Origin of the sequence: Mycobacterium sp. OAE908, from assembly GCF_017872775.1 — a bacterium.
Taxonomy (GTDB): Bacteria; Actinomycetota; Actinomycetes; order Mycobacteriales; family Mycobacteriaceae; genus Mycobacterium.
Window position 1 is genome coordinate 816,109 of the sequence record NZ_JAGGJL010000001.1, and the last position, 23,392, is coordinate 839,500.

22 protein-coding genes are annotated in these 23,392 nt (G+C 64.8%); 13 read left to right on the plus strand and 9 right to left on the minus strand.

The window, feature by feature from the left end; genetic code table 11:
• Position 1: 1 nt before the first annotated feature.
• From J3E61_RS03875 to J3E61_RS03895, 5 genes are read right to left on the minus strand one after another with little or no spacing between them, the layout of a single operon-like run.
• Positions 2–1,165: a CoA transferase gene (locus J3E61_RS03875; RefSeq protein ID WP_210082676.1), complete on the minus strand. Its 1,164-nt coding sequence runs from the start codon at positions 1,163–1,165 to the stop codon at positions 2–4.
• Positions 1,158–2,045 carry an SDR family NAD(P)-dependent oxidoreductase gene (locus J3E61_RS03880; RefSeq protein ID WP_210082677.1) on the minus strand — a complete coding sequence of 296 codons (888 nt, stop codon included), beginning with the start codon at positions 2,043–2,045 and terminating at the stop codon, positions 1,158–1,160. Before J3E61_RS03880 ends, J3E61_RS03875 begins: the two co-directional genes overlap by 8 nt.
• Complete coding sequence (locus J3E61_RS03885) at positions 2,046–3,905, minus strand: NAD(P)/FAD-dependent oxidoreductase (RefSeq protein WP_210082678.1); 1,860 nt, start codon at positions 3,903–3,905, stop codon at positions 2,046–2,048.
• Positions 3,902–5,254 carry an aromatic ring-hydroxylating dioxygenase subunit alpha gene (locus tag J3E61_RS03890; RefSeq protein ID WP_210082679.1) on the minus strand — a complete coding sequence of 451 codons (1,353 nt, stop codon included), beginning with the start codon at positions 5,252–5,254 and terminating at the stop codon, positions 3,902–3,904. The genes J3E61_RS03885 and J3E61_RS03890 overlap by 4 nt, the downstream gene beginning before the upstream one ends.
• Positions 5,251–6,105, minus strand: coding sequence for an SDR family oxidoreductase (locus tag J3E61_RS03895; protein WP_210082680.1), 855 nt, complete (start codon positions 6,103–6,105; stop codon positions 5,251–5,253). Before J3E61_RS03895 ends, J3E61_RS03890 begins: the two co-directional genes overlap by 4 nt.
• A gap of 138 nt (positions 6,106–6,243) precedes the next feature.
• Between J3E61_RS03895 and J3E61_RS03900 the strand changes: the two genes are divergently transcribed.
• The 13 genes from J3E61_RS03900 (at position 6,244) to J3E61_RS03960 (ending at position 18,787) form a co-directional block, all read left to right on the plus strand.
• Positions 6,244–7,848, plus strand: a complete 1,605-nt coding sequence (locus J3E61_RS03900) for an SMP-30/gluconolactonase/LRE family protein (RefSeq protein WP_210082681.1) — start codon at positions 6,244–6,246, stop codon at positions 7,846–7,848.
• Positions 7,845–8,582, plus strand: a complete 738-nt coding sequence (locus tag J3E61_RS03905; protein WP_192723997.1) for a GntR family transcriptional regulator — start codon at positions 7,845–7,847, stop codon at positions 8,580–8,582. The genes J3E61_RS03900 and J3E61_RS03905 overlap by 4 nt, the downstream gene beginning before the upstream one ends.
• Before the next feature lie 9 nt (positions 8,583–8,591).
• Entirely contained in the window at positions 8,592–10,148 is a 1,557-nt protein-coding gene (locus J3E61_RS03910) for an AMP-binding protein (protein ID WP_210082682.1), read from the plus strand.
• Between the two features lies 1 nt (position 10,149).
• Positions 10,150–10,926: an SDR family oxidoreductase gene (locus J3E61_RS03915; protein WP_210082683.1), complete on the plus strand. Its 777-nt coding sequence runs from the start codon at positions 10,150–10,152 to the stop codon at positions 10,924–10,926.
• Positions 10,927–10,951: 25 nt separating this feature from the next.
• On the plus strand, positions 10,952–12,427 hold the full coding sequence (locus J3E61_RS03920) for a long-chain fatty acid--CoA ligase (RefSeq protein WP_210082684.1): 1,476 nt from the start codon (positions 10,952–10,954) through the stop codon (positions 12,425–12,427).
• 25 nt (positions 12,428–12,452) lie between these two features.
• Positions 12,453–13,106, plus strand: a complete 654-nt coding sequence (locus J3E61_RS03925) for an NAD(P)H-binding protein (protein ID WP_210082685.1) — start codon at positions 12,453–12,455, stop codon at positions 13,104–13,106.
• Positions 13,103–13,702: a TetR/AcrR family transcriptional regulator gene (locus tag J3E61_RS03930; protein ID WP_210082686.1), complete on the plus strand. Its 600-nt coding sequence runs from the start codon at positions 13,103–13,105 to the stop codon at positions 13,700–13,702. The genes J3E61_RS03925 and J3E61_RS03930 overlap by 4 nt, the downstream gene beginning before the upstream one ends.
• Before the next feature lie 27 nt (positions 13,703–13,729).
• On the plus strand, positions 13,730–14,431 hold the full coding sequence (locus J3E61_RS03935) for a hypothetical protein (protein WP_210082687.1): 702 nt from the start codon (positions 13,730–13,732) through the stop codon (positions 14,429–14,431).
• Between the two features lie 47 nt (positions 14,432–14,478).
• Positions 14,479–15,078 carry a TetR/AcrR family transcriptional regulator gene (locus J3E61_RS03940; RefSeq protein ID WP_210082688.1) on the plus strand — a complete coding sequence of 200 codons (600 nt, stop codon included), beginning with the start codon at positions 14,479–14,481 and terminating at the stop codon, positions 15,076–15,078.
• A 134-nt stretch (positions 15,079–15,212) separates the two neighbouring features.
• Positions 15,213–16,742 (plus strand): MorD protein, encoded by a 1,530-nt coding sequence (locus J3E61_RS03945; protein ID WP_210082689.1) that lies wholly within the window; start codon positions 15,213–15,215, stop codon positions 16,740–16,742.
• Complete coding sequence (locus J3E61_RS03950; RefSeq protein ID WP_210082690.1) at positions 16,739–17,524, plus strand: CbbQ/NirQ/NorQ/GpvN family protein; 786 nt, start codon at positions 16,739–16,741, stop codon at positions 17,522–17,524. Before J3E61_RS03945 ends, J3E61_RS03950 begins: the two co-directional genes overlap by 4 nt.
• 126 nt (positions 17,525–17,650) lie before the next feature.
• The gene (locus J3E61_RS03955; RefSeq protein WP_210082691.1) at positions 17,651–18,364 is read left to right on the plus strand and encodes a hypothetical protein; all 714 of its coding nucleotides are present in this window, start codon (positions 17,651–17,653) and stop codon (positions 18,362–18,364) included.
• A gap of 21 nt (positions 18,365–18,385) precedes the next feature.
• Positions 18,386–18,787 (plus strand): hypothetical protein, encoded by a 402-nt coding sequence (locus J3E61_RS03960; protein ID WP_192724008.1) that lies wholly within the window; start codon positions 18,386–18,388, stop codon positions 18,785–18,787.
• On the opposite strand, the gene J3E61_RS03965 is transcribed toward J3E61_RS03960, so the two are convergent.
• The 4 genes from J3E61_RS03965 to J3E61_RS03980 are packed head-to-tail and all read right to left on the minus strand — an operon-like array spanning position 18,784 to position 23,377.
• Positions 18,784–19,230 (minus strand): SRPBCC family protein, encoded by a 447-nt coding sequence (locus J3E61_RS03965; RefSeq protein ID WP_210082692.1) that lies wholly within the window; start codon positions 19,228–19,230, stop codon positions 18,784–18,786. The two genes, J3E61_RS03960 and J3E61_RS03965, sit on opposite strands and share 4 nt — an antisense overlap.
• Before the next feature lie 5 nt (positions 19,231–19,235).
• Positions 19,236–19,415 carry an antitoxin gene (locus J3E61_RS03970; protein ID WP_192724010.1) on the minus strand — a complete coding sequence of 60 codons (180 nt, stop codon included), beginning with the start codon at positions 19,413–19,415 and terminating at the stop codon, positions 19,236–19,238.
• A gap of 9 nt (positions 19,416–19,424) precedes the next feature.
• Positions 19,425–21,806 carry a cation-translocating P-type ATPase gene (locus J3E61_RS03975; RefSeq protein ID WP_210082693.1) on the minus strand — a complete coding sequence of 794 codons (2,382 nt, stop codon included), beginning with the start codon at positions 21,804–21,806 and terminating at the stop codon, positions 19,425–19,427.
• A complete protein-coding gene (locus J3E61_RS03980; RefSeq protein ID WP_210082694.1) occupies positions 21,803–23,377 on the minus strand; it encodes a serine hydrolase in 1,575 nt (524 codons plus the stop codon). The genes J3E61_RS03975 and J3E61_RS03980 overlap by 4 nt, the downstream gene beginning before the upstream one ends.
• Between the last annotated feature and the right edge of the window lie 15 nt (positions 23,378–23,392).

Genomic DNA, 23,392 nt, shown 5'->3' on the forward strand with positions numbered 1-23,392 from the left:
CTCATACCGACTCCGCAGTCTCCACATCGACGAGCCCGAGCTCCCCGAGGACCTGCTCTGTGTCGGCCCCCAACATCGGAGCCGGACCCGCGACCTTCCCCGGGGTGCGCGAAAACCAGGTCGGCACACCGGGAAACCGCACCTGCCCGTGCGGTGTGTCGACCGTTTCGAACAACCCGACCGCCTTGAGGTGGGGATGTTCGAACAGGTCATCCGGCGTGTTGAGCGGGGCGGCCGGGATCTGCAGTTCGCGGAACAGTGCGAGCCACTCTTCGGTGGTGCGTTCCGTCATCGTCTCGGCCAGCAGCCCGTACACCGTGTCGATGTGGCGGGCGCGCTGTTCGAGAGTGGCATGGCTGTCGGTCACCCATGCGGGCCGCACCGCGTCGACGAACGCTTTCCAGTGCTTGTCGTTGTAGATGAGCGCCGCAATGTAGCCGTCCTTGGTGCGGTACGGCTTGCGGTTCGGCGCGACCGTCCTGGGATAGACGGCGGGACCGAGCGGGGGATCGAACATCGCCCCATTAGCATGCTCGACCAGCATGAACGATGCCATCGTTTCGAACATGCTGACCTCGACTTCTTGGCCCTCGCCGGTGCGTTCCCGGTGGAAGAGCGCCATCATCGTGGCGTAGAGCGCCGTCAGCCCGGCGACCTTGTCGGCCATGATGGTGCCGACGTAATTGGCTTCACCGGTCAACTGTTCCTGCACGGCGGGGATCCCGCACTCGGCCTGGATGGTGTCGTCGTAGGCGGGCAGGTCGCGGTCCGGTCCGCGCCTGCCGTAGCCGTAACAGTTGGTGTAGACGATGCGCGGGTTCAGCGCTGCGACTTGTTCGTAGCCGAAACCGAGTTTGGCAACCGCCTTGGCGCGCATCGAGTGGATGAAGACGTCGGCCTCCACCACGAGCGCCCGAAGCGCCGTCTTGCCCTCCTCGGTTCGCAGATCCAGCACGACACTGCGCTTGCCGCGGTTGACGTTGACGAACACGCCGCTCATCCCCGGCGCAGGCCCCACCGAGATGAAACGCGTGTTGTCCCCTTCGGGCGGTTCGATTTTGACGACGTCGGCGCCCATGTCGGCCATGATCTGCGTGCAGTACGGCCCCATCACCATCGCGGTGAGGTCGACCACCCGCACGCCGGTCAGCGGGCCGCTAGGCATTCGAAACCGCCATTGAAAAGCTGTAGCGGATGTGGTCGCCGTGGCCGTCGGGGACGACGGGAAACACGACGGGCGTAGACGTGTCGCGGATAGCGGTGAGGTGGTCACCCACCTCCGCGATCGACCAGGACGGCCGGTACACCCCCGGCGTCTCGACGACAACCGCCCTGGCCACCCGACCCGCCAGGGCAATCAGCATTTCGCCAGTGACGGAACAGGATTCGTGTGCCAACCATCCGACGACCGGCGCGACCAACTCGGGACTCATCGGCGGGTAGTTGGAGGTGTCGATGCCCTCGGCCATTCTGGTGACCGCGGCGGGCACGATCACGTTGCTCTTGACACCATGGTCGGCGCCTTCGATCGCGGCGACGTTCGAAAGACCAATGACCCCGGCCTTGGCCACCGCATAGTTCGCAACCTCGCGGTTCCCGTACAGGCCGCCGATGGAGGACGTGAGCACTATGCGGCCGTATCCCGCGTCGCACATGTGCGGAAACGCCGGACGGACCACATTGAAGGCGCCGCGGAGGTGAACGTCGACGACTGCTTCGAAGTCGTCGTACGACATCTCCCTCAACGATGCGCGACGCACGTTTCCGGCGTTGTGCACCAGAATGTCGATGCGGCCGTAGCGCTGTAGCGCCGTATCGATGATCGCCTGGCCGCCCTCGCGGGCCGCCACCGAATCGACGACGGCCACCGCATCGCCGCCCGCAGCGGCGATTTCGTGAACGACCTCTTCGGTAGGCGCCGCGTCGACGTCGTTGACGACGACCTTCGCCCCCTGCGCGGCCAGCAGCAGGGCGTACGAGCGGCCCAGTCCTCTGCCGCCTCCGGTGACGACCGCGACCCGGCCGTCGAATCTCAGGTCGCCCATCTACGTTCCGAGCACCAGGCCGTCCAGGTCGCCCTTGTCGCGCCACTGCTGAAGCAGGTCCTCGAAGGCATAGAAGCCGGGCGAGTAGGGGTCGCCGAGAGCCGAGCGGGGCCCTGCGCCGCTGCCTTCACCTTCGTTGAAGTAATAGCTGGGGGTACAGGACATCTCGAACTCAGAGTTGTCGTATGCGAGCTCCCGGATCGTGCTCACCCAGGCGTCTTGAGCCTCCTGACTCGGCTCGACGGTCGTCGCCTTCCGCTTCACCGCCTCGCCGATGATGTAGGCGATGTGGCGCACCTGCTGTTCGAACATCGCGGTGGTATTCGCCGAGAGCGCGCCCTGGATGAAGCCGGTGTGGAACTGGTTGGGGAAGCCACGGGTCGTCATGCCGTGGAGGGTCTGGTAGCTGTCGCGCCAGTGGTCGAAAAGTGAAACGCCGTCACGTCCCTCGATGGCGTCGATCGCATAGCGGCGACTGAGCTCGGTGGAAATCTCGAAACCACTTGCGAAGACGACGCAATCGACTTCGTACTCGACACCGTTGGCGACGACGCCGTTCTTCGTGAGTTTCTCGACACCCTTGGTCTCCGAAACGTCAACCAGCGTGACGTTCGGCCGGTTGAAGCTTGGCAGGTACTCGTCGCTGCTGCAGGGTCGCTTGCACAAGAACCGGTAATACGGTTTCAGCGCTTCTGCGGTCTGCGGGTCCTCGACGATGGCCTCGACGCGGCGCCGCAGCTTTTCCATGACCTTGTAGTCCTCCTCCTCGCGCATCGCCATGATCTGCTCGATGCCGAGTGACGCGGGATCTTCGGAGGCGGCGACCCGCGCAGTCAGGTTGCGGGCCAACTCGGTCCAGAAGTCGCAGACCAGATCTGCCACACCGAACACCACGCCCTGCCCGAACGGGGACCACTCATGGAAATTCCGCTTGCGCTCCTCCTGCCAACCGGGCTGCAACGACGCCACCCACTGCGGATCGGTTGGCTCGTTGTTGCGCACGTCGACCGAAGAAGGTGTGCGCTGAAAGACGTACAGGTGCTGGGCATCCCTGCCGAGGTGGGGAACCAGTTGCACACCGGTGGCGCCGGTGCCGACGAGCGCCACTCGCTTGTCGTGCAGCTTGTGCAGCCCTCCGTTGGCGTCCCCGCCGGTGTAGTCGTAATCCCAACGGGCGGAATGGAAGACGTGGCCGCCGGCATTCACGTAGTCCTTGATACCGGGAATGTCCGGCAGTTTGGGTCGGTTGAAGTTTCCCTGCGTCATGACCACGAAGCGGGCACGAATGTCGTCGCCGCGGTTGGTGGTCAGCCGCCAGCGGTCGATCGACTCGTCCCAGCGCATGGTGCGCACCTGCGTGGAGAAGATGGCTCCGTCGTAGAGCCCGAAGTGTTTGCCGATGTTGCGGCAGTGCTCATAGATCTCAGCGCCGTCCGCGAACTTCTTGCTCGGCATGAAGTCGAGTTCTTCGAGCATCGGGATGTAGCAGTAGGCATCGTTGTCGCATTGAATGCCCGGGAAGCGATTCCAGTACCACACTCCACCGAAATCCCCTCCCATCTCAATGATGTGGATGTCGTCGACGCCTGCCTTCTTGAGGTATGCGCCCGCCAGCAGTCCTGCTATGCCACCACCGAGAACCGCCACCTCGACGTCCTCGTTGATCGGCGTGCGAGGGGTTACCGGCGTGTGGGGATCGACCTCTGCGAACTCGGCGAAGTCGTCCTTGAGTTCCAGGTACTGCCTCGACCCGTCGGGCCGCAGTCGTTTGTCGCGCTCGTGGAGGTACTTCTTGCGCAGCGCATCGATATCGATGTCGTCTGGGGTCTGCGTCGGACCACAGGTGTCAAACGTCGTCATTGAATCTCTCTTGGTTCGCCGATACCCATGTATTTGGACAGCTGGTAGTGAAGGTTCACGGTGCTGCGTTCGCGGTACGGGTTGGGTTTGGTGCCGGGAAAACCGGCCGACTTCATGCCCTGCTGTACTGCGGCCATGTTCGAGAAATCCTGTGGCAGTACCGACAGCCAGCGTGGGTCGCCCACCGGGGTGTACACCCATTCGGTCTGCGGCTCTTGGCCTTTGGGATAGAGCTCGTAGGTCGCGACTTCGAAGATGCACTTGTTCGGGTCGTAGCTCGGGTGTGGGCGCGCGCTGTAGCACAGTGCACTGGTCAAGCCCTGGCCGATCTGGAAGTTCGGGAAGAGCTGCCATGCGGTGCCGCTCTGGCCGAGGATGTCGGCGGGGATGGTCGGCCAGACGACGCCGCGCGCCTCGTCGTCGCGGCGGGCCGAGGACAGCCAGTGTTCGAGCACCTTGTCCGCAGGTGTGCCTTCCGGCAATTCGTCGACCAATCGCTTCGCGGCGTTCACCAGTGTCTGCGTGGTGGTCGCGTTGGTCTCTTCCATTGTGTAGACCTGCATTTCGGCGGTGGAGATGCGCGGATCGCCGGTGCCGAGCCGAATCTTGGACTTCGTCTCCTCCAGGTCAGCCGGCGCGTCGTAGCCGATGTTGCTGTGCTTGCCCTGCGCTTTGGCCCAGCCCTTGAACTCGCCGAACTTGTTGAACTCCGGATGGGTGGTGAACACGTGGTAGGTCTCGTTGAAGGCCTCCATCGCGACTTTCCAGTTGCAGTCGAAATAGAGCCATTTGCGCCACTTGTAGCGCATGTTCTCCAGCCCGAACGGGTCGAGGATCTTGGCCGCCGGGAACAGGTAGTCGGCCAGCGGCTCACAGTCGGGATCCATGTTGATGAACAGCCAGCCGCCCCAGACGTCTACGTTGACCGTTGCGAGGTGGGTGTTTTCGGGCGTCAGCATGCCCTTCCAGTCGTCTTGTTCGCGAATGTGCGTGCAGGCTCCGTCGAGGCCGTAGGTCCAGCCGTGAAAGCCGCAGACGAACGACTTGCGCGTGCGGCCGCAGGCGTTCTTGGCGCCGTCGGGGGTGTCGATCAGCCGTCGGCCGCGGTGCATGCAGACGTTGTGGTGTGCCGCGAATTCATTTGGGCCCGTGCGCACCACAAGAATCGAGTCGTCGAGGATGTCGTAGGTCAGGTAGTTGCCGACCTCCGGTATCTCCTCGACGCGACCGACTTGTTGCCAGACCTTGCGCCACAGCTTGTCGCGTTCGGCGCGCGCGTAGTCCTCCGAGATGTACGCATCTACCGGTATGGTCACCGGCTCCGAAAGTTCTTCAGCGTCGCGGCTCACCGCTCTCTCCTAATGGCTGCCCGGAAGTTTTCGTCCTTGAGGAACAGGGAGGTGTTGTCAGCGCCGAGGTGGGTCCATTTGAGATTCAGCCCGCCGTCGACGAGCAGGGTCTGCCCGGTGATGTAGCTCGACAGGTCCGACAGCAGGAACAGGATGGCGCCGGCCTGCTCCTCTGGCCGTCCTCGCCGCCCCATCGCGATGGCCTGCCTGTCGCGATCGGGGTCGGCGTCGGTGTACGTGCGCGACGCCGCCGTCTCGGTCACTCCCGGCGCGACGGCGTTGACACGGATGTTGTCGGTCGCCAACTCGACGGCCATCGTGCGGGTCATCGCCACGACCGCCGCCTTGGCCGTTCCGTATGCGATGTGGAACGGCGCGGTGTTCATGCCGCTGATCGATGAGATCGAGACGATCGACCCTGGGTTGCCATGCTCCCGGATTTCACGGGCCACCGCCTGGCTCATGAAGAACGCCGTCTCCAGATTCTGAGTGAACAGATCGCGCCAGTCGTCGCGCGTGACCCGGGTGGACGGCATCCACGTCGACGGTTCGGCGCCGCCAGCCACGTTCACGAGCCCATACAGCGGGCCGTCGACGCGCCGCACCTGCTCGATCACGGTGGCGATGCCGTCGTCAGTGGAGGCATCGGCGGCGACCGGGATGACCGACAACCCCTCCTTCGCGAGCGGGGTCACGTGCTCGTCCAGGTTCTCCTTCGAGCGGCTGACCGCTACGACGGTGGCGCCTGCTTCGGCGGCCAGGCGCGTGACGGTGGTCCCGATACCGCCACCGCCGGCACCCGATACGACGACGATGCGGCCGTCGAGGCGCAAGACATCGGTCGTCGCCATCTTATTTGTCCGGACAACATACGTTGCTCTGCATATTGCAGAACACTATTCCGCAGCAGTAATACCGTCGTCAAGAGTGGTCAGGCCTAAACCCATGGCTATTGTCTGGACTAATCCGGCTTGGTACCGTCCCAGGTCATGAGCTCGCCCGTGCTGCAGGCCCGCTACCTCGCCGCCAGTCCCGCCACGGCGGGCGGGTGGCAGTTGGAGCGGTTGACCGCGCCGAGTCGGTTGTTCGGCGCCAACGGCCTGCGCACCGGTCCCGACGGGCGCGTCTACGTCGCGCAAGTGACAGGCAGCCAGATCAGCGCGCTCGATGTTGACACGGGAGTGCTGGAGACCGTCAGCGCGAAGGGCGGCGACATCATCGCGCCCGACGACGTCGCGTTCGACCCGAGCGGCAACCTCTATGCGACCGAAGTGATGGACGGCCGGGTCAGCGTGCGCGAGGCAGGCGGCAACACCCGTGTGCTGCGCGACGATCTTCCCTGCGCCAACGGAATCACCGTGCACGAGGGCAGGCTGTTCATCAATGAGTGTCGCGACGGCGGCCGGCTGATGGAACTCGACGGCACCGGGTCGATCACGCGTGTCCTTGCCGAGAACCTTCCATCGCCAAACGCGATGGAGGTCGGCCCCGACGGGATGCTGTATTTCCCGCTGATGACGGCGAACGAGATCTGGCGCATCGACCCGAACGGCGGTGAACCACAACGGGTTGCCGCCGGTCTCGGTGTGCCCGACGCGGTCAAGTTCGACTCCGCGGGCTTCATCGTCTCGACGCAGGTGGCCACCGGACAGGTGTTGCGCATCGATCCGCGCGACGGCTCCCAGAACGTGCTCGCGCAACTCACACCCGGCCTGGACAACCTGACGTTCGTCGGTGACCGGCTGCTGGTCTCGAACTTCACCGGCGAGATCACCGAGATACTGCCGGGCGGTCAGACCAGCACCGTGCTGCCCGGCGGGCTGAACTGGCCGCTGGATCTTGCCGTCGGCGATGACGGCAATCTGTACATCGCCGACGGCACGTACTTCTATAGGGTGGCCGCCGACGGGTCGTTGGAGACGGTGGGCATGCTGTTCTCGCCCGGTTACCCAGGGTTCCTGCGCGGGGTGGCGGCGACCGGAGCAGGCGAGTTCGTGGTGACGACGTCTGGCGGTCAGGTCGCCAGGTATCGGCCTGGAAGCGGTGAAACCGATTATCTGGCAACCGACTTCGACCAGCTGTATGGCGTGGCCGCCGGACCGGGTGACGCCGTCGTCTTCGCCGAACTCGGGACCGGACGCGTGCACTGCGTTCGATCGGGCAGTGTGGAGACGCTGGCGTCGGGGTTGCAAGATCCGGTCGGCGTCGCGTTCGCTCCCGACGGCGCCCCGCTGGTTGCGGAGTCCGGCGCGGGCCGCGTGGTGCGACTGTCGGGATCAAGCGCGCAGGCGATGGTGGACGGCTTGGAGTGCCCGCAAGGCATCGTCGTCGTCGGCGGTGTCCTTTACATCGTCGACGCCGGCGCCAAGGCGGTCGTCGCGTTCGACTTCGACAGCAGGGAGCGCCGCACGATCGCGTCCGGCCTGCCGATCGGACCACCTCCCGGCGTAACACCCAAGCCGCTGAAGGGAATGCCGCCGTTCTCCGGTCCGCAGGGGCCGTTCGCGGGCATCGCCGCTGGACCCGACGGCACGCTCTACGTCTCGGCCGACGGCGACGGAAGCGTGCTTGCCCTGCGACCGGTGGGCACATGACCGTCACGCCGGCCGACCACCGCTATTTGCAGGTCGCGCGCACGCTGCGCAAGGAGATCGTCGACGGGGTGTACCCGGTTGGCTCGCAACTGCCGACCGAGCACGAGTTGTGCGAGCGGTTCGCGGTGAGCCGCTACACCATTCGGGAAGCCTTGCGCCGGTTGCGTGACGACAATCTGGTCGAGTCGCGGCCTCGCGCGGGCACCCTGGTCGTTCCGCGACTTGCGGCGAATTCCTATGCGCAGGACGTGATGTCGATCAACGACCTGCTGGCCTTCGCGACCGGAGCGCCGTTCACGATCGAGTCGAACGCGATGGTGACGATCGACGACGAGATGTCGGCCAGCACCGGGCTGAAGGTCGGGTCGGAATGGCTGGCGGTCCGCGGCTATCGGCGCGCAGACGACAGCGAAGCCCCGGTGTGCAAGACCGAGTACTACATCAACCGCGCCTTCGCCGCGGTAGGCAGGCTGTTGCAACGGCACTCCGGCCCGATCTTCCCGCTCATCGAGGATCTTTTCGGCGTGAGCATCGTCGAGGTGCGCCAGGAAATCGCCGCGGTGGTGGTCACTCCGGAGGTGGCCGCGCTCCTCAAGATCGAAACGGGCAGTGCCGCACTGGAAATGCAACGCACGTACACGACATCGGACGGAGAGATCGCCCAGGTCACCGTCAATACGCATCCGTCGGCGCGGTATCGCCATTCGATGACGATGCGCAGGGTCAAGGGTTAGGTTCGGGCCGTGAGGGTCGACGACATCCGCGCGGCCGAGGCGTACCGCAGCGGGCTGTGGGTTCGCACCACGCTGGCCGATGCGCTGCGTGATGCCGCGCAACGCACGCCGGACCGAACCGTCTTGGTCGACGGCGACATTGGACTCGACTGCCGGACGCTGCATGAGCGGGCGAGCGCGCTGGCGCACACGCTGATGGCGCGGATGCCGCCTGGCAGCGTGGTGTCGTTCATGCTGCCGAACTGGCATGAGGCCGCGGTCATCTACCTGGCGGCGACGCTGGCCGGGATGGTGGTGAACCCCGTGCTGCCGTCATTGCGCGACCGCGAGCTGCGGTTCATCCTGGCCGACGCGGACAGTCGCGCGATCTTCATTCCCGCCGAGTTCGGCAAGCACGACTATGTCGGCATGCTCGACCGGGTCACCTCCGACATGGCCTCACCGCCGGCGGTCGTGGTGCTGCGGGGCAACGCCGGACGGCACACATCCTACGAATCACTCTTCACCAACAATGCAACGGCGGGCCTACCGGTGTTGAGTCCCGACGCCGTCCGCATGATTCTCTACACTTCCGGCACCACCGGGCGGCCGAAAGGCGTTCTACACAGCCATAATTCGATCCATGCGCTGATTTCGCAGATCGGTGATCGCTGGCTGGTCAAGGACGGCGACGTCTTCCTGGTCCCTTCGCCGATCGCGCACATCGGCGGCTCCATCTACGCGTTCGAATGCCCGCTTCTGCTGGGCACCACGGCGGTGCTGATGGAGCGTTGGGACCCGGAGTCTGCCGTGCAATTGATGCTTGGTAAGCGCTGCACACACATGGCCGGGGCGACACCGTTTCTGGTCGGTCTACTCGGTGCGGCCCGACAGGCCGAGACTCGATTGCCGGATCTCAAGGTGTTCATCTGCGGTGGCGCATCCGTACCGCCGTCATTGATTCGCGACGCCGCAGCCTATTTCGAGCGCGCTGCGGTCAGCCGGGTGTACGGATCGACCGAGGTGCCGGTCACGACCGTCGGCGCCCTGGGCGATGTCGAGCATGCGGCCGACACCGATGGCCAACCAGGCTTCGCCGACATCAAACTCGTCGACGGCGAGATTCGGGCCCGCGGACCGCAGATGCTCGTCGGCTATCTCCATCCCGAAGATGAGACGGAGTCCTTCGACGAGGAGGGTTACTTCCGCACAGGGGATCTGGGCCGTTGGGTCGACGACGAGTACCTGGTGGTCACGGGCAGGGCCAAGGACATCATCATCCGCAACGGAGAGAACATCTCCCCCAAGGAGATCGAGGACATCCTGATCGGCCACGCGGGCGTTGCGGAGATCGCCGTCGTCGGTGTCCCCGACGAGCGCACCGGCGAACGCGCGTGCGCGGTCATTGTGGCCTCCGACGAGCCGGCGCCGGACCTCGACGGTGTACGCGAGTTGTTGATGCGCGAAGGCGTGGCCAAGTTCAAAGTTCCTGAACGAGTGGAGATCTGGGATTCCCTGCCGAAGAATGACGCGGGCAAGGTGTTGAAGCATCAGATCCGGACGAGGCTGACGAAAGTGGATGTGTGAGATGCAGGTAGCGATCGTGACGGGGGCGAGCAGCGGCATCGGCTTCGGATGCGCCACCAAACTCGCGGAGGCGGGGATGGCGGTGCTCGGCACCGGCCGCGACGAAGGCCGGCTGTCCGAGCTTCGGCAGGAGATCAACGACGACGAGCGCGTCGCCACCCTTGCCGTCGACCTGACCGCCGACGACGCGCCGCAACGGATTGTCGAGTTGGCGATCGAGCGGTGGGGCCGCATCGATTTCCTGATCAACAACGCGGGCGTTGGCAGCCCCAAACCGTTGCACGAAACCGATGACGAAAGTCTGGACTATTTCCTGGGTTTGATGTTGCGGGCCCCGTTCCGGTTGGCGCGCGATGTCATCCCGCACATGCAGTCGGGCTCGGCGATCATCAACGTCACGTCGACGTTCGCGGTCGTCGGCGGCTTGCGCGGTGGGGCGTATTCCGCTGCCAAGGGCGGACTGACGGCATTGACCACGCACATCGCCTGCCAGTACGGGCCGCAGGGCATCCGCTGCAACGCCGTGGCCCCCGGCGTCACGCTCACCCCGATGGTGGCGACCCGCCTGGAGGACGAGCGGTTCCGCAAGATGAACACCGAGATGACACCGTATCCGCGGCTGGGCAAAGTCGACGACATCGCGAGCACCGTCGCATTCCTGTGTTCGGAAGGCGCCAGCTTCATCAATGGCCAGACGATCGTGGTCGACGGTGGCTGGACGTCCACCAAGTACCTGTCGGACTTCGCGCTGAACTCACAGTGGGTGGCGCGGCGATGAGCGCTCGCGCGAAGAGCAGAGAGCAGTGAACCTGTTCGCACTGCTCGACCAGGCCGCCGCACGGTTCGGCGACCGCGGGGCGCTGTATCTTGGTGAGCAGCAACGTAATACGTGGGCCGAGCTGCGGGATAGAGTGTTGCGGCTCGCGGCGTCGCTCAGCGGGCTCGGTTCGCCGGGTGCGCGAGTTGCGGTCGCCAGTGAGAACTGCCCGGAGATCGTCGAGCTGATGTTCGCGATCTGGGCCGCCGAACGGGTATTCGTCCCGATCAACTACAAGCTGCACCCGCGCGAGATGGAGCAGATCCTCGGCGACGCCGGGGTGACGCAGGTGTTCGCTTCGGCGAAGATCGCCGCAGGCCTGAAACCCGTGACCGCGGTGCCCGTCGAGGTCATCGGCACAGAAAGCTACGAAAGCCGGTTCGCCGCAACCCCGTTGACGCCGCCCACGGACACCGATCCGGCGGAGTTGGCGTGGCTGTTCTACACCAGCGGCACCACGGGCAGGTCGAAGGGCGCGATGCTCTCGCACCGCAACCTGATGGCGATGACCGTCGCGCATCTCGCCGACTTCGATGCGCCGGACGAGAACTGCAGCCTCATCCACGGCGCGCCGATGTCGCACGGGTCCGGGCTGTACGTGCCGCCATACGTGCTGCGCGGCGCACGGCAGGTGGTGCCCGCGTCGGGCGCGTTCGAGCCCGACGAATTTCTCGACCTCTGCGAATACCATCCCGGCTGCAGCGCTTTTCTCGCACCGACCATGGTGCAGCGGCTGGTGGCGACCGGCCGCTCCTGCCCCCGCAATCTGAAGACGGTGGTCTACGGCGGCGGTCCGATGTACGTCGACAGCCTGAAGAAGGCGATGGCGGCGTTCGGCCCGATCTTCGTGCAGCTATATGGCCAGGGAGAGGCGCCGATGACGATCACGGGCCTGCGTCGCGCCGACCATCTCGACGCCGACGACGCAATGCTCGGGTCGGTGGGCTACGCGCGGTCGGGCGTGGACGTCGCGGTGCTCGCCGAGGACGGCTCACCCGCCGCGATCGGTGAGATCGGCGAAATCGTCTGCCGCGGCGACGTTGTGATGTCGGGGTATTGGAAGAATCCCGACGCCACTGCCGCCACCCTGCAAGACGGTTGGTTGCATACCGGCGACATGGGGTCATTCGACGCGCGGGGGTTCTTGACGCTTCGCGACCGCTCCAAGGATGTCGTCATCAGCGGCGGCAGCAATATCTACCCGCGAGAGGTGGAAGAGGTCCTGATCGAGCACCCCGGTGTTGCGGAGGCATGCGTCGTCGGGGCACCGGATCCCGAGTGGGGTGAGGTCGTCGTCGCGTTCATCATCGGTTCCGCTTCACCCGCGGAACTCGATGCCCATCTGCTGGAACGCATCGCGCGGTTCAAGCGGCCGAAGCGCTACGAGTTCGTCGACGAGATCCCCAAGAACAGCTACGGCAAGGTGCTCAAGCGCGAACTGCGAGATCGACTGGTTCACTAGCGTGCCCCGTCCGTAGCATTGCCTCATGCGTGTGGTCATCGCCGGCGGGCACGGCAAGATTGCCTTGATCCTCGAACGTCTCCTCTCAGAGCGTGGCGACTCGGTAGCCGGATTCATCCGCAATCCTGACCACGCGGCAGACCTGCAAGCGGTCGGCGCGCAAGCGTTGGTGGTCGACCTGGAGCAAGCCTCCGTCGACGACGTGGCTTCGCATCTACCCGGTGTCGACGCCGTGGTGTTCGCCGCCGGGGCCGGACCGGGTAGCGGCGCGGCCCGCAAAGAGACTGTCGATCGCGACGCCGCCATACTTCTGGCCGACGCCGCCGCGGCGGCGAAAGTTCCTCGCTACGTGATGGTTTCGTCAATCAACGCCGATGCCAACGCGCCGCACACCCGAGATGACGTGTTCACCGCCTACCTGCGTGCCAAGGGTGCAGCCGATGACAACGTTCGCGGCCGGGCGGCGCTCGACACGACCATCGTCCGCCCAGGTCATCTCACCAACGATCCCGGGACAGGGCTCGTCAGACTCGCAACCCATACCGAACGCGGCGACATCCCCCGTGAGGATGTGGCAGCGGTCCTGCTGGCAGTGTTGGACACCCCCGCCACCGCAGGCCGGACCTTCAACGTGATCGCCGGTGATACACCGATAGCCGACGCCCTCAACGGGAAATGACTGTGGTGGACCGGCCGTCAACGCGAGAAACCAAGCGCTTGCAGACCCGCGAGCGCCTGATGGGGGCCGCCATCGCCGAATTCAAACGCTCGGGGACTGCCGCATCCGATGTCAGGGCGATCGTTGCGGCCGCCGGAGTCGCACACGGCACCTTCTTCTTCCACTTCCCCACCAAGGAACATGTGCTGCTGGAACTGGAACGTCGCGAAGAGGAGCGGATCGCCAAGGAGCTGCGTCGCTTCGCGGCGTCAGAGCACGACCTTGCGTCGGCGTTGCAGGAGTCCGTGCGCCTGATCGTGGGATTGGAACGGCGTCTTGGCCCCGTCCTCTTCAAAGACTTTCTCGCCCTGCACTTTTCGCCGACTCGTCCGGTCGACGAAAGTAAAGAACACCCGGTCATCGTCTTGGTCGCACAGCAGATCGAGGATGCCCAGGCCGACGGCGAGGTGGCTCCCGACGTCAACCCGATGAACAGCGCGGTGTTCTTTCTCCTCGGCCTCTACGCGTTGTTGACGACAACGCACGGCTGGCCAGGCCAACAAGCCATGCTCGACGACTACGTCAAAAGGACCCTGCGCAGCATCGAGCTCCACTAGTTGACTGGCTGACTATAGTCAGTCTGCATGAGCGTTTCCGGCACCTGGATCAGCCCTGACCGCACTGGCCTCGACGAGCACATGGAGAAGTCTCGGCTGGCCCAGCGCCGGGCCGACAAGTGGCTGATCTCGGGCAGCATCCTGATCGGGACCGCGGCGCTCGGCATCTTTGGCCTGCCGTTGTTCCTGCGCGGAGTATTCCTGCTGCGCCGCGCCCAGCGCGATGGGCTTTCGGTGCGGCCGATGCTGGTCACACTGCTCGGCTATCTGGTGATCATCGATGCGGCGATCAACACCGTGGGGTGGGCGCTCGACATGGTCGCCAACCACTCCCTGCTCGCGCGCGTGCTACTTACCGGCTGGGGCAACATGTTTGACGCCGGTTACTTCTGGCACTTCAACGAATTGTGGATCGGCGGCGCGGCCGGACCCGGCGAGAAGGGCTGGGAGATCGGCCTCATTTTCACCGTGTTCACCATGCGCATCGCGGCGGCGATCGGCTTCCTGCAGATGAAGAGGTGGGGCCAGCAGTGGATGATCATCACCTGCTGGATGGGCGTGGTGATCTGGTGCGGCTATGTCTTCAACATGACCATGTACGCCGACGTCCGGTTCGCGGGTGTGGTGTTGCCGGTGGTCGGCTGGTGGCTGTACGACATCTTCTACATCACCCCGTTCCTCGCCATTCCGTACCTACACACCGTGAATCGCGAGATCTTTTCTGACTGACTTCACTCATTGACTTAAGTCAGTATCTGAGTTACAAATGGCTCACCATGACGCCACAGGTGAAGCCGTCGGCACGGGAAGCGCGGCGGCTCCAGACTCGCGAACGCCTTCTCGGCGCGGCGGTCGCCGAGTTCAAGCGCGCGGGCATGGCAGGCGCCGACGTGAACGCGATTGTCACCGCCGCAGGAGTCGCGCACGGCACCTTCTTCTTCCACTTCCCGAGCAAGGAGCACGTCCTGCTCGAACTCGAGCGCCGCGAAGAGGCGCGCATGGCAAGAGAATTCGCGCGCTTCCTGGACGGACCGTCCGACCACATCGCTGCGCTGGTCGAGGTCGTCCGACTAGTCGCCGAGTTGGAACAGCGACTCGGATCACTGCTGTTCAAAGAGCTGCTGGCGCTGCACTTTTCGCCGTCGCGACCGACCAAGGATGACTGGACCGACCACCCGCTGATCGTGCTGCTGGTCCGCGAGATCGAGCGGGCACGAGGCGACGGCGTGGTGCACCCGGAAGTCGACGGTTTCTACAGCGCGACGTTCTTTCTGCTCGGCATCTACGGCGTACTCACCACCACGGCCAACGACAACCGCGACACCATGCTGAGCAAGCTCGTCGCGTCCGCTGTCCGTGGCCTGGAAATCCACTAGCCGGTCAACAAGAGAGGTCGATCATGGGTTATCTCTGGGAGATCCTTCGATACGTCGCCGCATGGGGCGGCACGATTTTGATCATCGCGTTCTGGTATTGGATGTTTTCCAACATCGGCACGTTCTGATCCGCAATGGCAGACCTGTCGAATGCCCATGCGATGGCGCTCGAACGCAGTTGCGCCGTCGCAGCGGTCGCATTGAGTGACCAGCGGCGCGAAGGCGCGCGCCTGGTCACCGGTGACAGGCGTGTCTTCGGGCTCAACGCGTCACTGCGCTACGTACACATTCCATATCCCGTGACCAGGAAATGGTCCCGGCGCACCCTGACATGTGGTGTGGCGCTGCAGTGTTCACCGTCGAAGGAGCGGGTGACGCAGTATCGCCTGAGCGAGTTGTCGGGCAGGGAACTGCGTGCGCTCACAATTGTCGAGGCCGGTGTCGCGGTCGGCTGGATCGCAGCGCGGTGGCCGGGGCTGCTCACCGAGGTGCGACGGGTGCTTCCGGATCTCGAACTCATCGCAGCGGATGCGGATGGCGGCGAAATACTAAACCGGGCAATCGCAATGGCGGCAACGAGCCAGCAGTTGAATGTCCATCCGCTGCTTGGCTGCCTGCCGATCGCCTACACCGCGCCCCACGGACTGACCGACAGGTTGCGACGCACGTTCGGCAGGATGCCTTGGACCACAACGCAGAAGCGGCTGCCACGGCCGTACTCCGTGCCCGTCGGTGGCGACGGCGGCGTGCGGAACTCGAATCTGCCGCCACCGAGTCGGCCGCAAGACAACGACCTCGACATCACCCCGGAGCACCGGCCGGGAATCCCGTATCCCGAATGGAACACGTGGACAAAGAGCTTCATGCCCGACCACGTCGCGGTCCTGGAACGCTCCCTATCCAGTCGCACACGTCAGCCGGGCATGAGCTCGGCCGAGCTTCGGAAATGGTTCGAAGAACACACGCATCGGGCCATGACAACTCGGCTCGAGGACGGCTCCGACATCGACGTCGACCAGTACGTCTCCCACTACATCGACATGAGGACCGGCGAGGCTGCCGAACCCCGCATCTTCCGCGAGCTGCTGCCGACCAGCCGTGACGTCACCACCGCGCTGCTGCTCGACGGCAGTTCGTCGCTGGGGGTGCACGGCGGCCGGATCTTCCGGCTGGAACTCGCCTGCGCCGACGCGCTTTCCCGCGCAATGCAACTCGCCCGCGAACGGCACGGCGTGTTCGTGTTCACGGGAAACACCCGACATCGGGTCGAGGTGCGCTGCCTCAAAGACTTCGAGGACCCGCGATTCGTGCCGCCAAGCAAGTTGGGCCTGGAAACCGGCGGCTACACCCGGCTCGGTGCGCCCCTGCGTCACTTGACGAGCCGGCTGTTGGCGCAGCCGTCGGAGCGACGCCTGTTGATCGTCATCGGCGACGGGCTGATCTCCGACGACGGCTACGAGGGCCGCTATGCCTGGGCCGACGCCGCGCACGCTGTCGAGGAGGCCAACGACGCCGGTGTCTCCGTGTACTACGTCGGCGTCGGACCAACCCGCGTCGACCCACTTCCCGAGGTGTTCGGACCCCGACGGTCCCAACGGATCCGGCGCGTTGAGGAACTGCCGCGGGTGTTGGCCCATGTCCACAGAGAGTTGGTGGCCACATGACTGAGACGTATTTCGCGAACGGCAACGAGGTGAAGCTGTTCGAGCAGGCATTTCGTCGCCGCATCCCGGTGATGCTCACCGGCCCGACCGGCTGCGGTAAGACCAGGCTGGTCGAGCACATGGGTCTACTGCTGGGCAGGCCCGTCGTCACCATCAGCTGCCACGACGATCTCACCAGTTCCGACCTTGTCGGCCGCTTCATGGTGACCGGTGGCGACGTGGTGTGGACGGATGGGCCGCTCACCAGGGCCGTGAAGGCCGGCGCCATCTGCTACCTGGACGAAGTCGTTGAGGCTCGGCATGATTCGTTGGCGATCCTGCATTCGCTGACCGATCACCGCCGCGCCCTGTATCTGGATCGGGCCGGCGAAGTCGTGCAGGCACCGGAGACGTTCATGCTCGTCTGCTCGTACAACCCCGCCTATCGCAGCTCGCTCAAGGAGCTCAAACCGTCGTTCCGGCAACGGTTCGTCACGCTGCCGATGACGTATCTGCCGCCGGAGCGCGAGGCGGAGGTGGTTGTCGCCGAAGCGGGTGTCGACGCCGGTACGGCGCGGCGGTTGGTGGACTGCGCGGTCGCGATTCGCACCGCGGACGAGGCGTTTCATTTCGAACCGCCGTCGACCCGGGTGTTGGTGACGGCCGGCCAGTTGATCGCCTCCGGGGCAACCGAATTGGAGGCCGCCGATGCCTGCATACTCGCGCCGTTGAGCACCGACGGCGCCATCACCGAAGGACTACGAGAAGTCGCGGCCGCCTGCCTGGCTGCCGCTGAAATCTAGGAGGGACGCGATCGTGGATCAGAAGGAACGCAAGCGCAAGAGGGCACTGATCATCCTGCAGATCGCCATCTACGGCTATCTGTTGACGATGTTCGGAATCCAGCTGTACATGTCGTTCGCACGCGGTTGGTGGGAATTGTGAACTCGCCCTTGCTCAGTCGCTCTGACGGTTCGGTCAGCCTCGACGAACATCAGGACGAGTCGCGGCTGGCTCAGCGCCGTGCCGACAAGTGGATGATCGTCGGTGCGGCATTGATGGGGATGTGGGCGCCCGGTCTCATCGGGTTCCCCATCTTCATGCGGGGCGTCTGGCTGCAGCGCCAGGCCCTGCGCGCAGGCCTGTCGGTCCGGCCGATGATCGTCACGCTGATCGGTTATCTGGTGCTGATCGACGGCTGCCTCAACAGCCTTGGCTGGGCCCTGGACCTGGTCGCCAACCACACCTTGATCAATCGCGTGCTGATGGTCGGCTGGGGCAACATGTTCGACGCCGGCTACTTCTGGCATTACAACGAGCTATGGGTCGGCGGCGCGGCCGGGCCCGGCGAAAAGGCTTGGGTCGCAGGACTGATTCTGACCGTCTTCTCGATGCGATGCGCCGCGGCGATCGGCTTCCTGCAGATGAAGCGGTGGGGCCAGCAGTGGATGATCATCACCTGCTGGATGGGCGTGGTGATCTGGTGCGGCTATGTCTTCAACATGACCATGTACGCCGACGTTCGTTACGCCGGGGTCGTCTTCCCCGTCATCGGTTGGTGGCTCTACGACATCTTCTACATCACCCCGTTCTTGGCCATTCCGTATCTGCACACCGTCAACCGCGAAATCTTCTCCGACTGAACAGCTTTGAGGAGCCATACTGTGACCACGACCGAAGAGCAGAAGACCGAGGATCTGCCACCAGGCACCACGCCCTACTACGCGCGGATGCACAAATGGATCAAGCGTGCGGTGCTGGTCTGCTTGATCGCGCTCGTCATCGAGGGTGCTTTCACGCTGCCGTTCATGGCTGTCTACTACGGCTATCCGACGCTGAGCCTCACCCAGATCTGCAGCGAGCTACTGAAGATCCGCTACTCGGATGACGCGTTGGAATGCAAGTACCCGTACCCGCCGCTGGGCCCACCCGAAGGCGCTGAGGGTAAGGACACCGCGCGGGACCAGTGGGGCATTCAGCCGGTGCCGAAATATCATCGGCTCGGTTTCCGCGAGCTCGTGCGCATCCACGACGAGCGCGTAGCGCGCCAAGCCGCGGGCGGCTAAGCCGGGGCGAACACCGACTTGAACTTGTCCAGCGATTCGCGGATGTCGCCCTTGAGCGCGCCTGCGACCACCATGCCGATCGGACCGAATAACGCAGGGCCACCGAGATGTACGTCGAACGTGACCGTCGAACCGGCTGGGTCGTTTTGAGCCGGCTTCACCTTGCCGATGAGTTTGACCTTCACGCCGCCTTTACCGTCGCCGTTGAGCGTCATCGCCTCCGGCGGCCGGTAGTGGACGATGGTCCACTTGATTCGGTTGGGCATGCCCTTGACCTCCACGATGGACTCGATCTGGGTGCCCTTCTCCAGCGTTTCGGGCAGCTTCGAGCGCCACACCCGGTGAATGGACAGCCATTCCTTGTACCGGGACAGATCGGAGGCGCACTCCCACGCCTTCTCCGGCGGAAGCGGAACGTCGACGGAGACGGAAAGTTTGGCCACCGCAGCTAGGTCTTCGGGTTGCTCTTGTCCACCGCGTTCTTGGCGGCGTCGGCCACTTTGTCGACCGTCGATGAGTACTTGCCCTGCGTCTTCTTGTCGACGATGTCACCGGCCTTGTCGATCGCGGTGTCCACCTTGTCCGCGTTCTTGGCCAGCAGATTCTTCACCTTGTCGAGGAATGCCATGCGTCCACCCTAACTAGCGCGCCACAAGCGGCGTCGTTCGCCCAACATCGCACCCTGTACCCACCACAGCACCTCGATAACCGCCGCGCCAACCAGGCCGATTGCCACCGCGATCGAGGTGATCGCCATGTTGGAGGGGTCGAGCATGAACGTCTTCTGCGCCGCCGGAATGGCGAAAATCACCACGTAGGCCAGCCCGGACGCCGCGACGAGCAGCACCCGCCACCACTCGTAGGGTCGCGCCACCACCGCCAGCACCCACACCGCGGTGATCAACAGCGTGATCAACGCCGCCGTCGACGCCTGCGTCTGCTCACTCGCCGTGGCGGCCCGGCCCTGGTATGCCGCCAGGTACGACACGAACGTCGCGATGCCGACCACGAGGCCCGACGGCAGCGCCGCCGTCATCACCCGGCGCACGAAGCCGGTATGCGCCCGTTCGGTGTTCGGCGCCAGCGACAGAATGAACGCGGGAATTCCGATGGTGAACCACGCCGCGATCGTCACGTGGATCGGCTGGAACGGGAACAGCAGCGGATCAGACCCGAAGATCTTGGACGCCAGGCCCGCCAGCCCCACCAGGACCGCGAGCAGAACGGAGTACACGGTTTTGGTGAGGAAGAGGTTGGAGACCCGCTCGATGTTACCGATGACTCTGCGGCCCTCACCGACGACGTATGGCAGCGTTGCGAACCTGTTGTCCAGCAACACAATCTGGGCAACCGCCCGCGACGCGGAGCTGCCGGAACCCATCGCGACACCGATGTCGGCGTCCTTGAGCGCAAGCACGTCGTTGACACCGTCACCGGTCATCGCGACCGTATGCCCGCGCGACTGCAGTGCATGCACCATCGCGCGCTTCTGGTCCGGACGCACGCGGCCGAATGTCGTGTACTCCTCGAGGGTGTCAGCAAGCTCGTCGTTTTCGTGCGGCAACCGGCGGGCGTCCATCGTCTCGCCCTCGAGGCCGAGCGAGCCCGCGACGGCGCCAACCGAGACGGCGTTGTCGCCGGAGATGACCTTGACCGAAACCTGCTGCGAAGCAAAGTAATCAAGCGTTTCGCGTGCGTCAGGCCGGACGCGTTGCTCGAGTACCACCAGTGCCACCGGCGTGACGACGCCGGGAGCGTCTGGGCGGTCGACCGGCAGGTCGCTGGAGCCGAGCAGCAGCACCCGCAGGCCAAGCGACCCGATCTGCTCCGCTTGGTCGGCGACGGTCGACCCCGGCTGGAGCAGCACGTCGGGCGCCCCGATCACCCAATTGCCGTGTTCGCCGTACGACGCGCCGCTCCATTTGGTCGCCGACTTGAAAGGCGCAGTGGCCGTTGAGGTCCAGCCCGGCGGCATTTTGTACGCCTCGGCGATGGCCTGCATGCTGGCGTTGGGGCGGGCATCGTCGGCTGCCAGCTGCGCCAGTACGTCGCCGACCCCGGCCTCGGTCAGCGGTTTGAGGTCTGAGACCCGCATGCCGTTTTCGGTCAGCGTGCCCGTCTTGTCGGCGCAGACCACGTCGACGCGGGCCAAGCCCTCGATCGCGGGCAGTTCGTTCACGAGGCATTGCCTGCGGCCGAGCCGGATCACGCCGACGGCGAACGCGATCGATGTCATCAGCACCAGACCCTCCGGCACCATCGGCACCAGAGCGCCGACCATCGCAAGCACCGCCCGCCGCCAGCCGACGTCGGTGGTGAACAGCTGGGTGTAGATGGTCAGCAGGCCGGCCGGCCACAGCAGATAGGTGATGAACTGCAGGATCTTGTTGATCCCGCTGCGCAGTTCGGAATTGACCAGCGTGAACTTGCTGGCCTCTTCGGACAGCTTGACGGCGTATGCCTCACGGCCGACCTTGGTGGCCCGGTACGCGCCGCTGCCCGCGACAACGAAGCTGCCCGACATCACGGTGTCGCCGGCATCTTTCGCGACCGAGTCCGCCTCACCGGTCAGCAGGGATTCGTCGACCTCGAGGTTGCTCTCCTCGAGCACTGCACCATCGACGACGATCTGATCGCCGGGGCCGATCTCGATGACATCGTCGAGCACCACCTCGCTTGGCAGCAGCGCTGCGGTGCCGGATCGCCTGCGCACCAACGGTTTCGCCTGCCCGACGATCGCGAGCTTGTCGAGCGTCTGCTTCGCCCGCAACTCCTGGATGATGCCGATGGCACTGTTGGCGATGATCAGCAGGCCGAACAGTCCGTTGATCAGCGAATCGGTGGACAGCACGATGACCAGTAGCACCCCCAGAATCGCGTTGATACGCGTGAAGACATTGGCCCGCACGATGTCGGACACGCTGCGCGCCGCACGCGTTGGTACGTCATTGGCCTTGCCGTCGGCTATCCGTTCGGCGACCTCGGCATCGGTCAGGCCGGTCGCGATCAACGCGGTCACTTGGTGAACGTCCCGTTCTTGTCCGCGTCGTAGTACTCCAGCGTGAGCTTGTTGCCGTCGAAGGTGGCCTTGGACACCGTTCCCGGCGGGGAGTTCTCGGCCACCCACGCATAGGTGAAGACGTTCCCGTCCCAATGGTCCAGGGGCACATCGAGTTTCGAGCCGAGCGCAAGGTGCAGGCGGCCGTCTTTCTCGGTGACTCGCGCGGGACCCCAGTAGTCGTTGGTGTAGGTGCCGACGTAGGACGCGAGCGGAGCAGCGGGCGCGGCGTTGGCCGGCGGCTTCTGCCCGACCAGCGAGCCCACCGGCTGCTCCATCTGCTTGAAGATGTCGCCGTAGAGCTTGTACCAGTCCTCGCGCACCTCGCCGAACTGCACCAGGTCGGCGAATTCGGCCGTCAGCGATTCGGGCACCCCTGATGGCGTCGCGTTGGTCAGCGCGACAATCGCGACATCCGCCGACGGAAGGACGACGAAATTGCTGCCCGCGCCCAGTTCGAACGCCCCGGAATGACTCAGCGACATCCGCGCCGCCGACGTCGTACCCACATTGAACCCGAAGCCGTAGAAGCCCGATCGCATCGCGGGCTCGCTCGCCGGACTCGCCACGATCTGCGGTGTGACTGCAGGCAACAACGCCTTCGGGTCGACGATCTGCTTGCCGTCCTGGCTGCCGTTGGCCAGCACCATGCTCAGCCACCGCGTCATGTCGTTGAGCGACGAACTAGCGCCGCCCGCAGGCGATTCGGGGTCGGCGTTGCGAACGTAGAGCGGTTCATAGCGCCCGTCGATGTGAATATGGCCGACGGCGCGGTCGGCCCTGGCTTCGTAGTCGGCGAACCGGAAGCTCGTCGACGTCATCCCCAGCGGGCGCAACAGCGCCTGGTCGGCGAGATCCTCCCAGGTTTCACCTGCGCTCGCCGCGACGGCTTCTGCACCCGCTGTCAAACCAAAGTTGGTGTAGGCGTATGAGATTCGGAAAGGGTCCAGCGGAAGCTGCCGCAGCCTCTCGAGCACATACCGCCGGTCGTAGCCGAGGTCTTCGAGCATGTCGCCTGCATGGTCGGGCAGCCCCGACCGGTGCGAGAACATGTCCCCGACCGTGACCATCTGCGTGACGACGGGATTCGACAGCGCGAACCATGGCAGCTTGGACACGACCGGCGTGTCCCATCCGATCGCATTGGCCCCGACCTGGTGGGCGACCACAGTCGCGCTCAGCGGCTTGGACAGCGAGGCCAACTGGAAGACCGTGTCGGGGTCGATCTTGTCCCCGGTGCGCACGTCCTTGACCCCGAACCCCTTGGCGTACACGGTCTTCCCGCCATGCACCACCGCGACCGCCATCCCCGGGATGCCGGATTTCTTCATCAGGTCGCTGACGATGCCGTCGAGCTTGGCCACCGCGTTGTCGACGGCGTTGTCCGGCAGCGGCATCGCGGGCACCAACGGCGGCGGCGCGTCCGACAGCGTCTGCGCCGTCGGCGGGGGCGCCTGCTCAGCGGGTTTCGCGCAACCCGAGACCAGAGCCAGCATCAGCACGGCAACCGTCGCCCTGGCCAGTGCCTTCATGAGGTGAACGGTAGC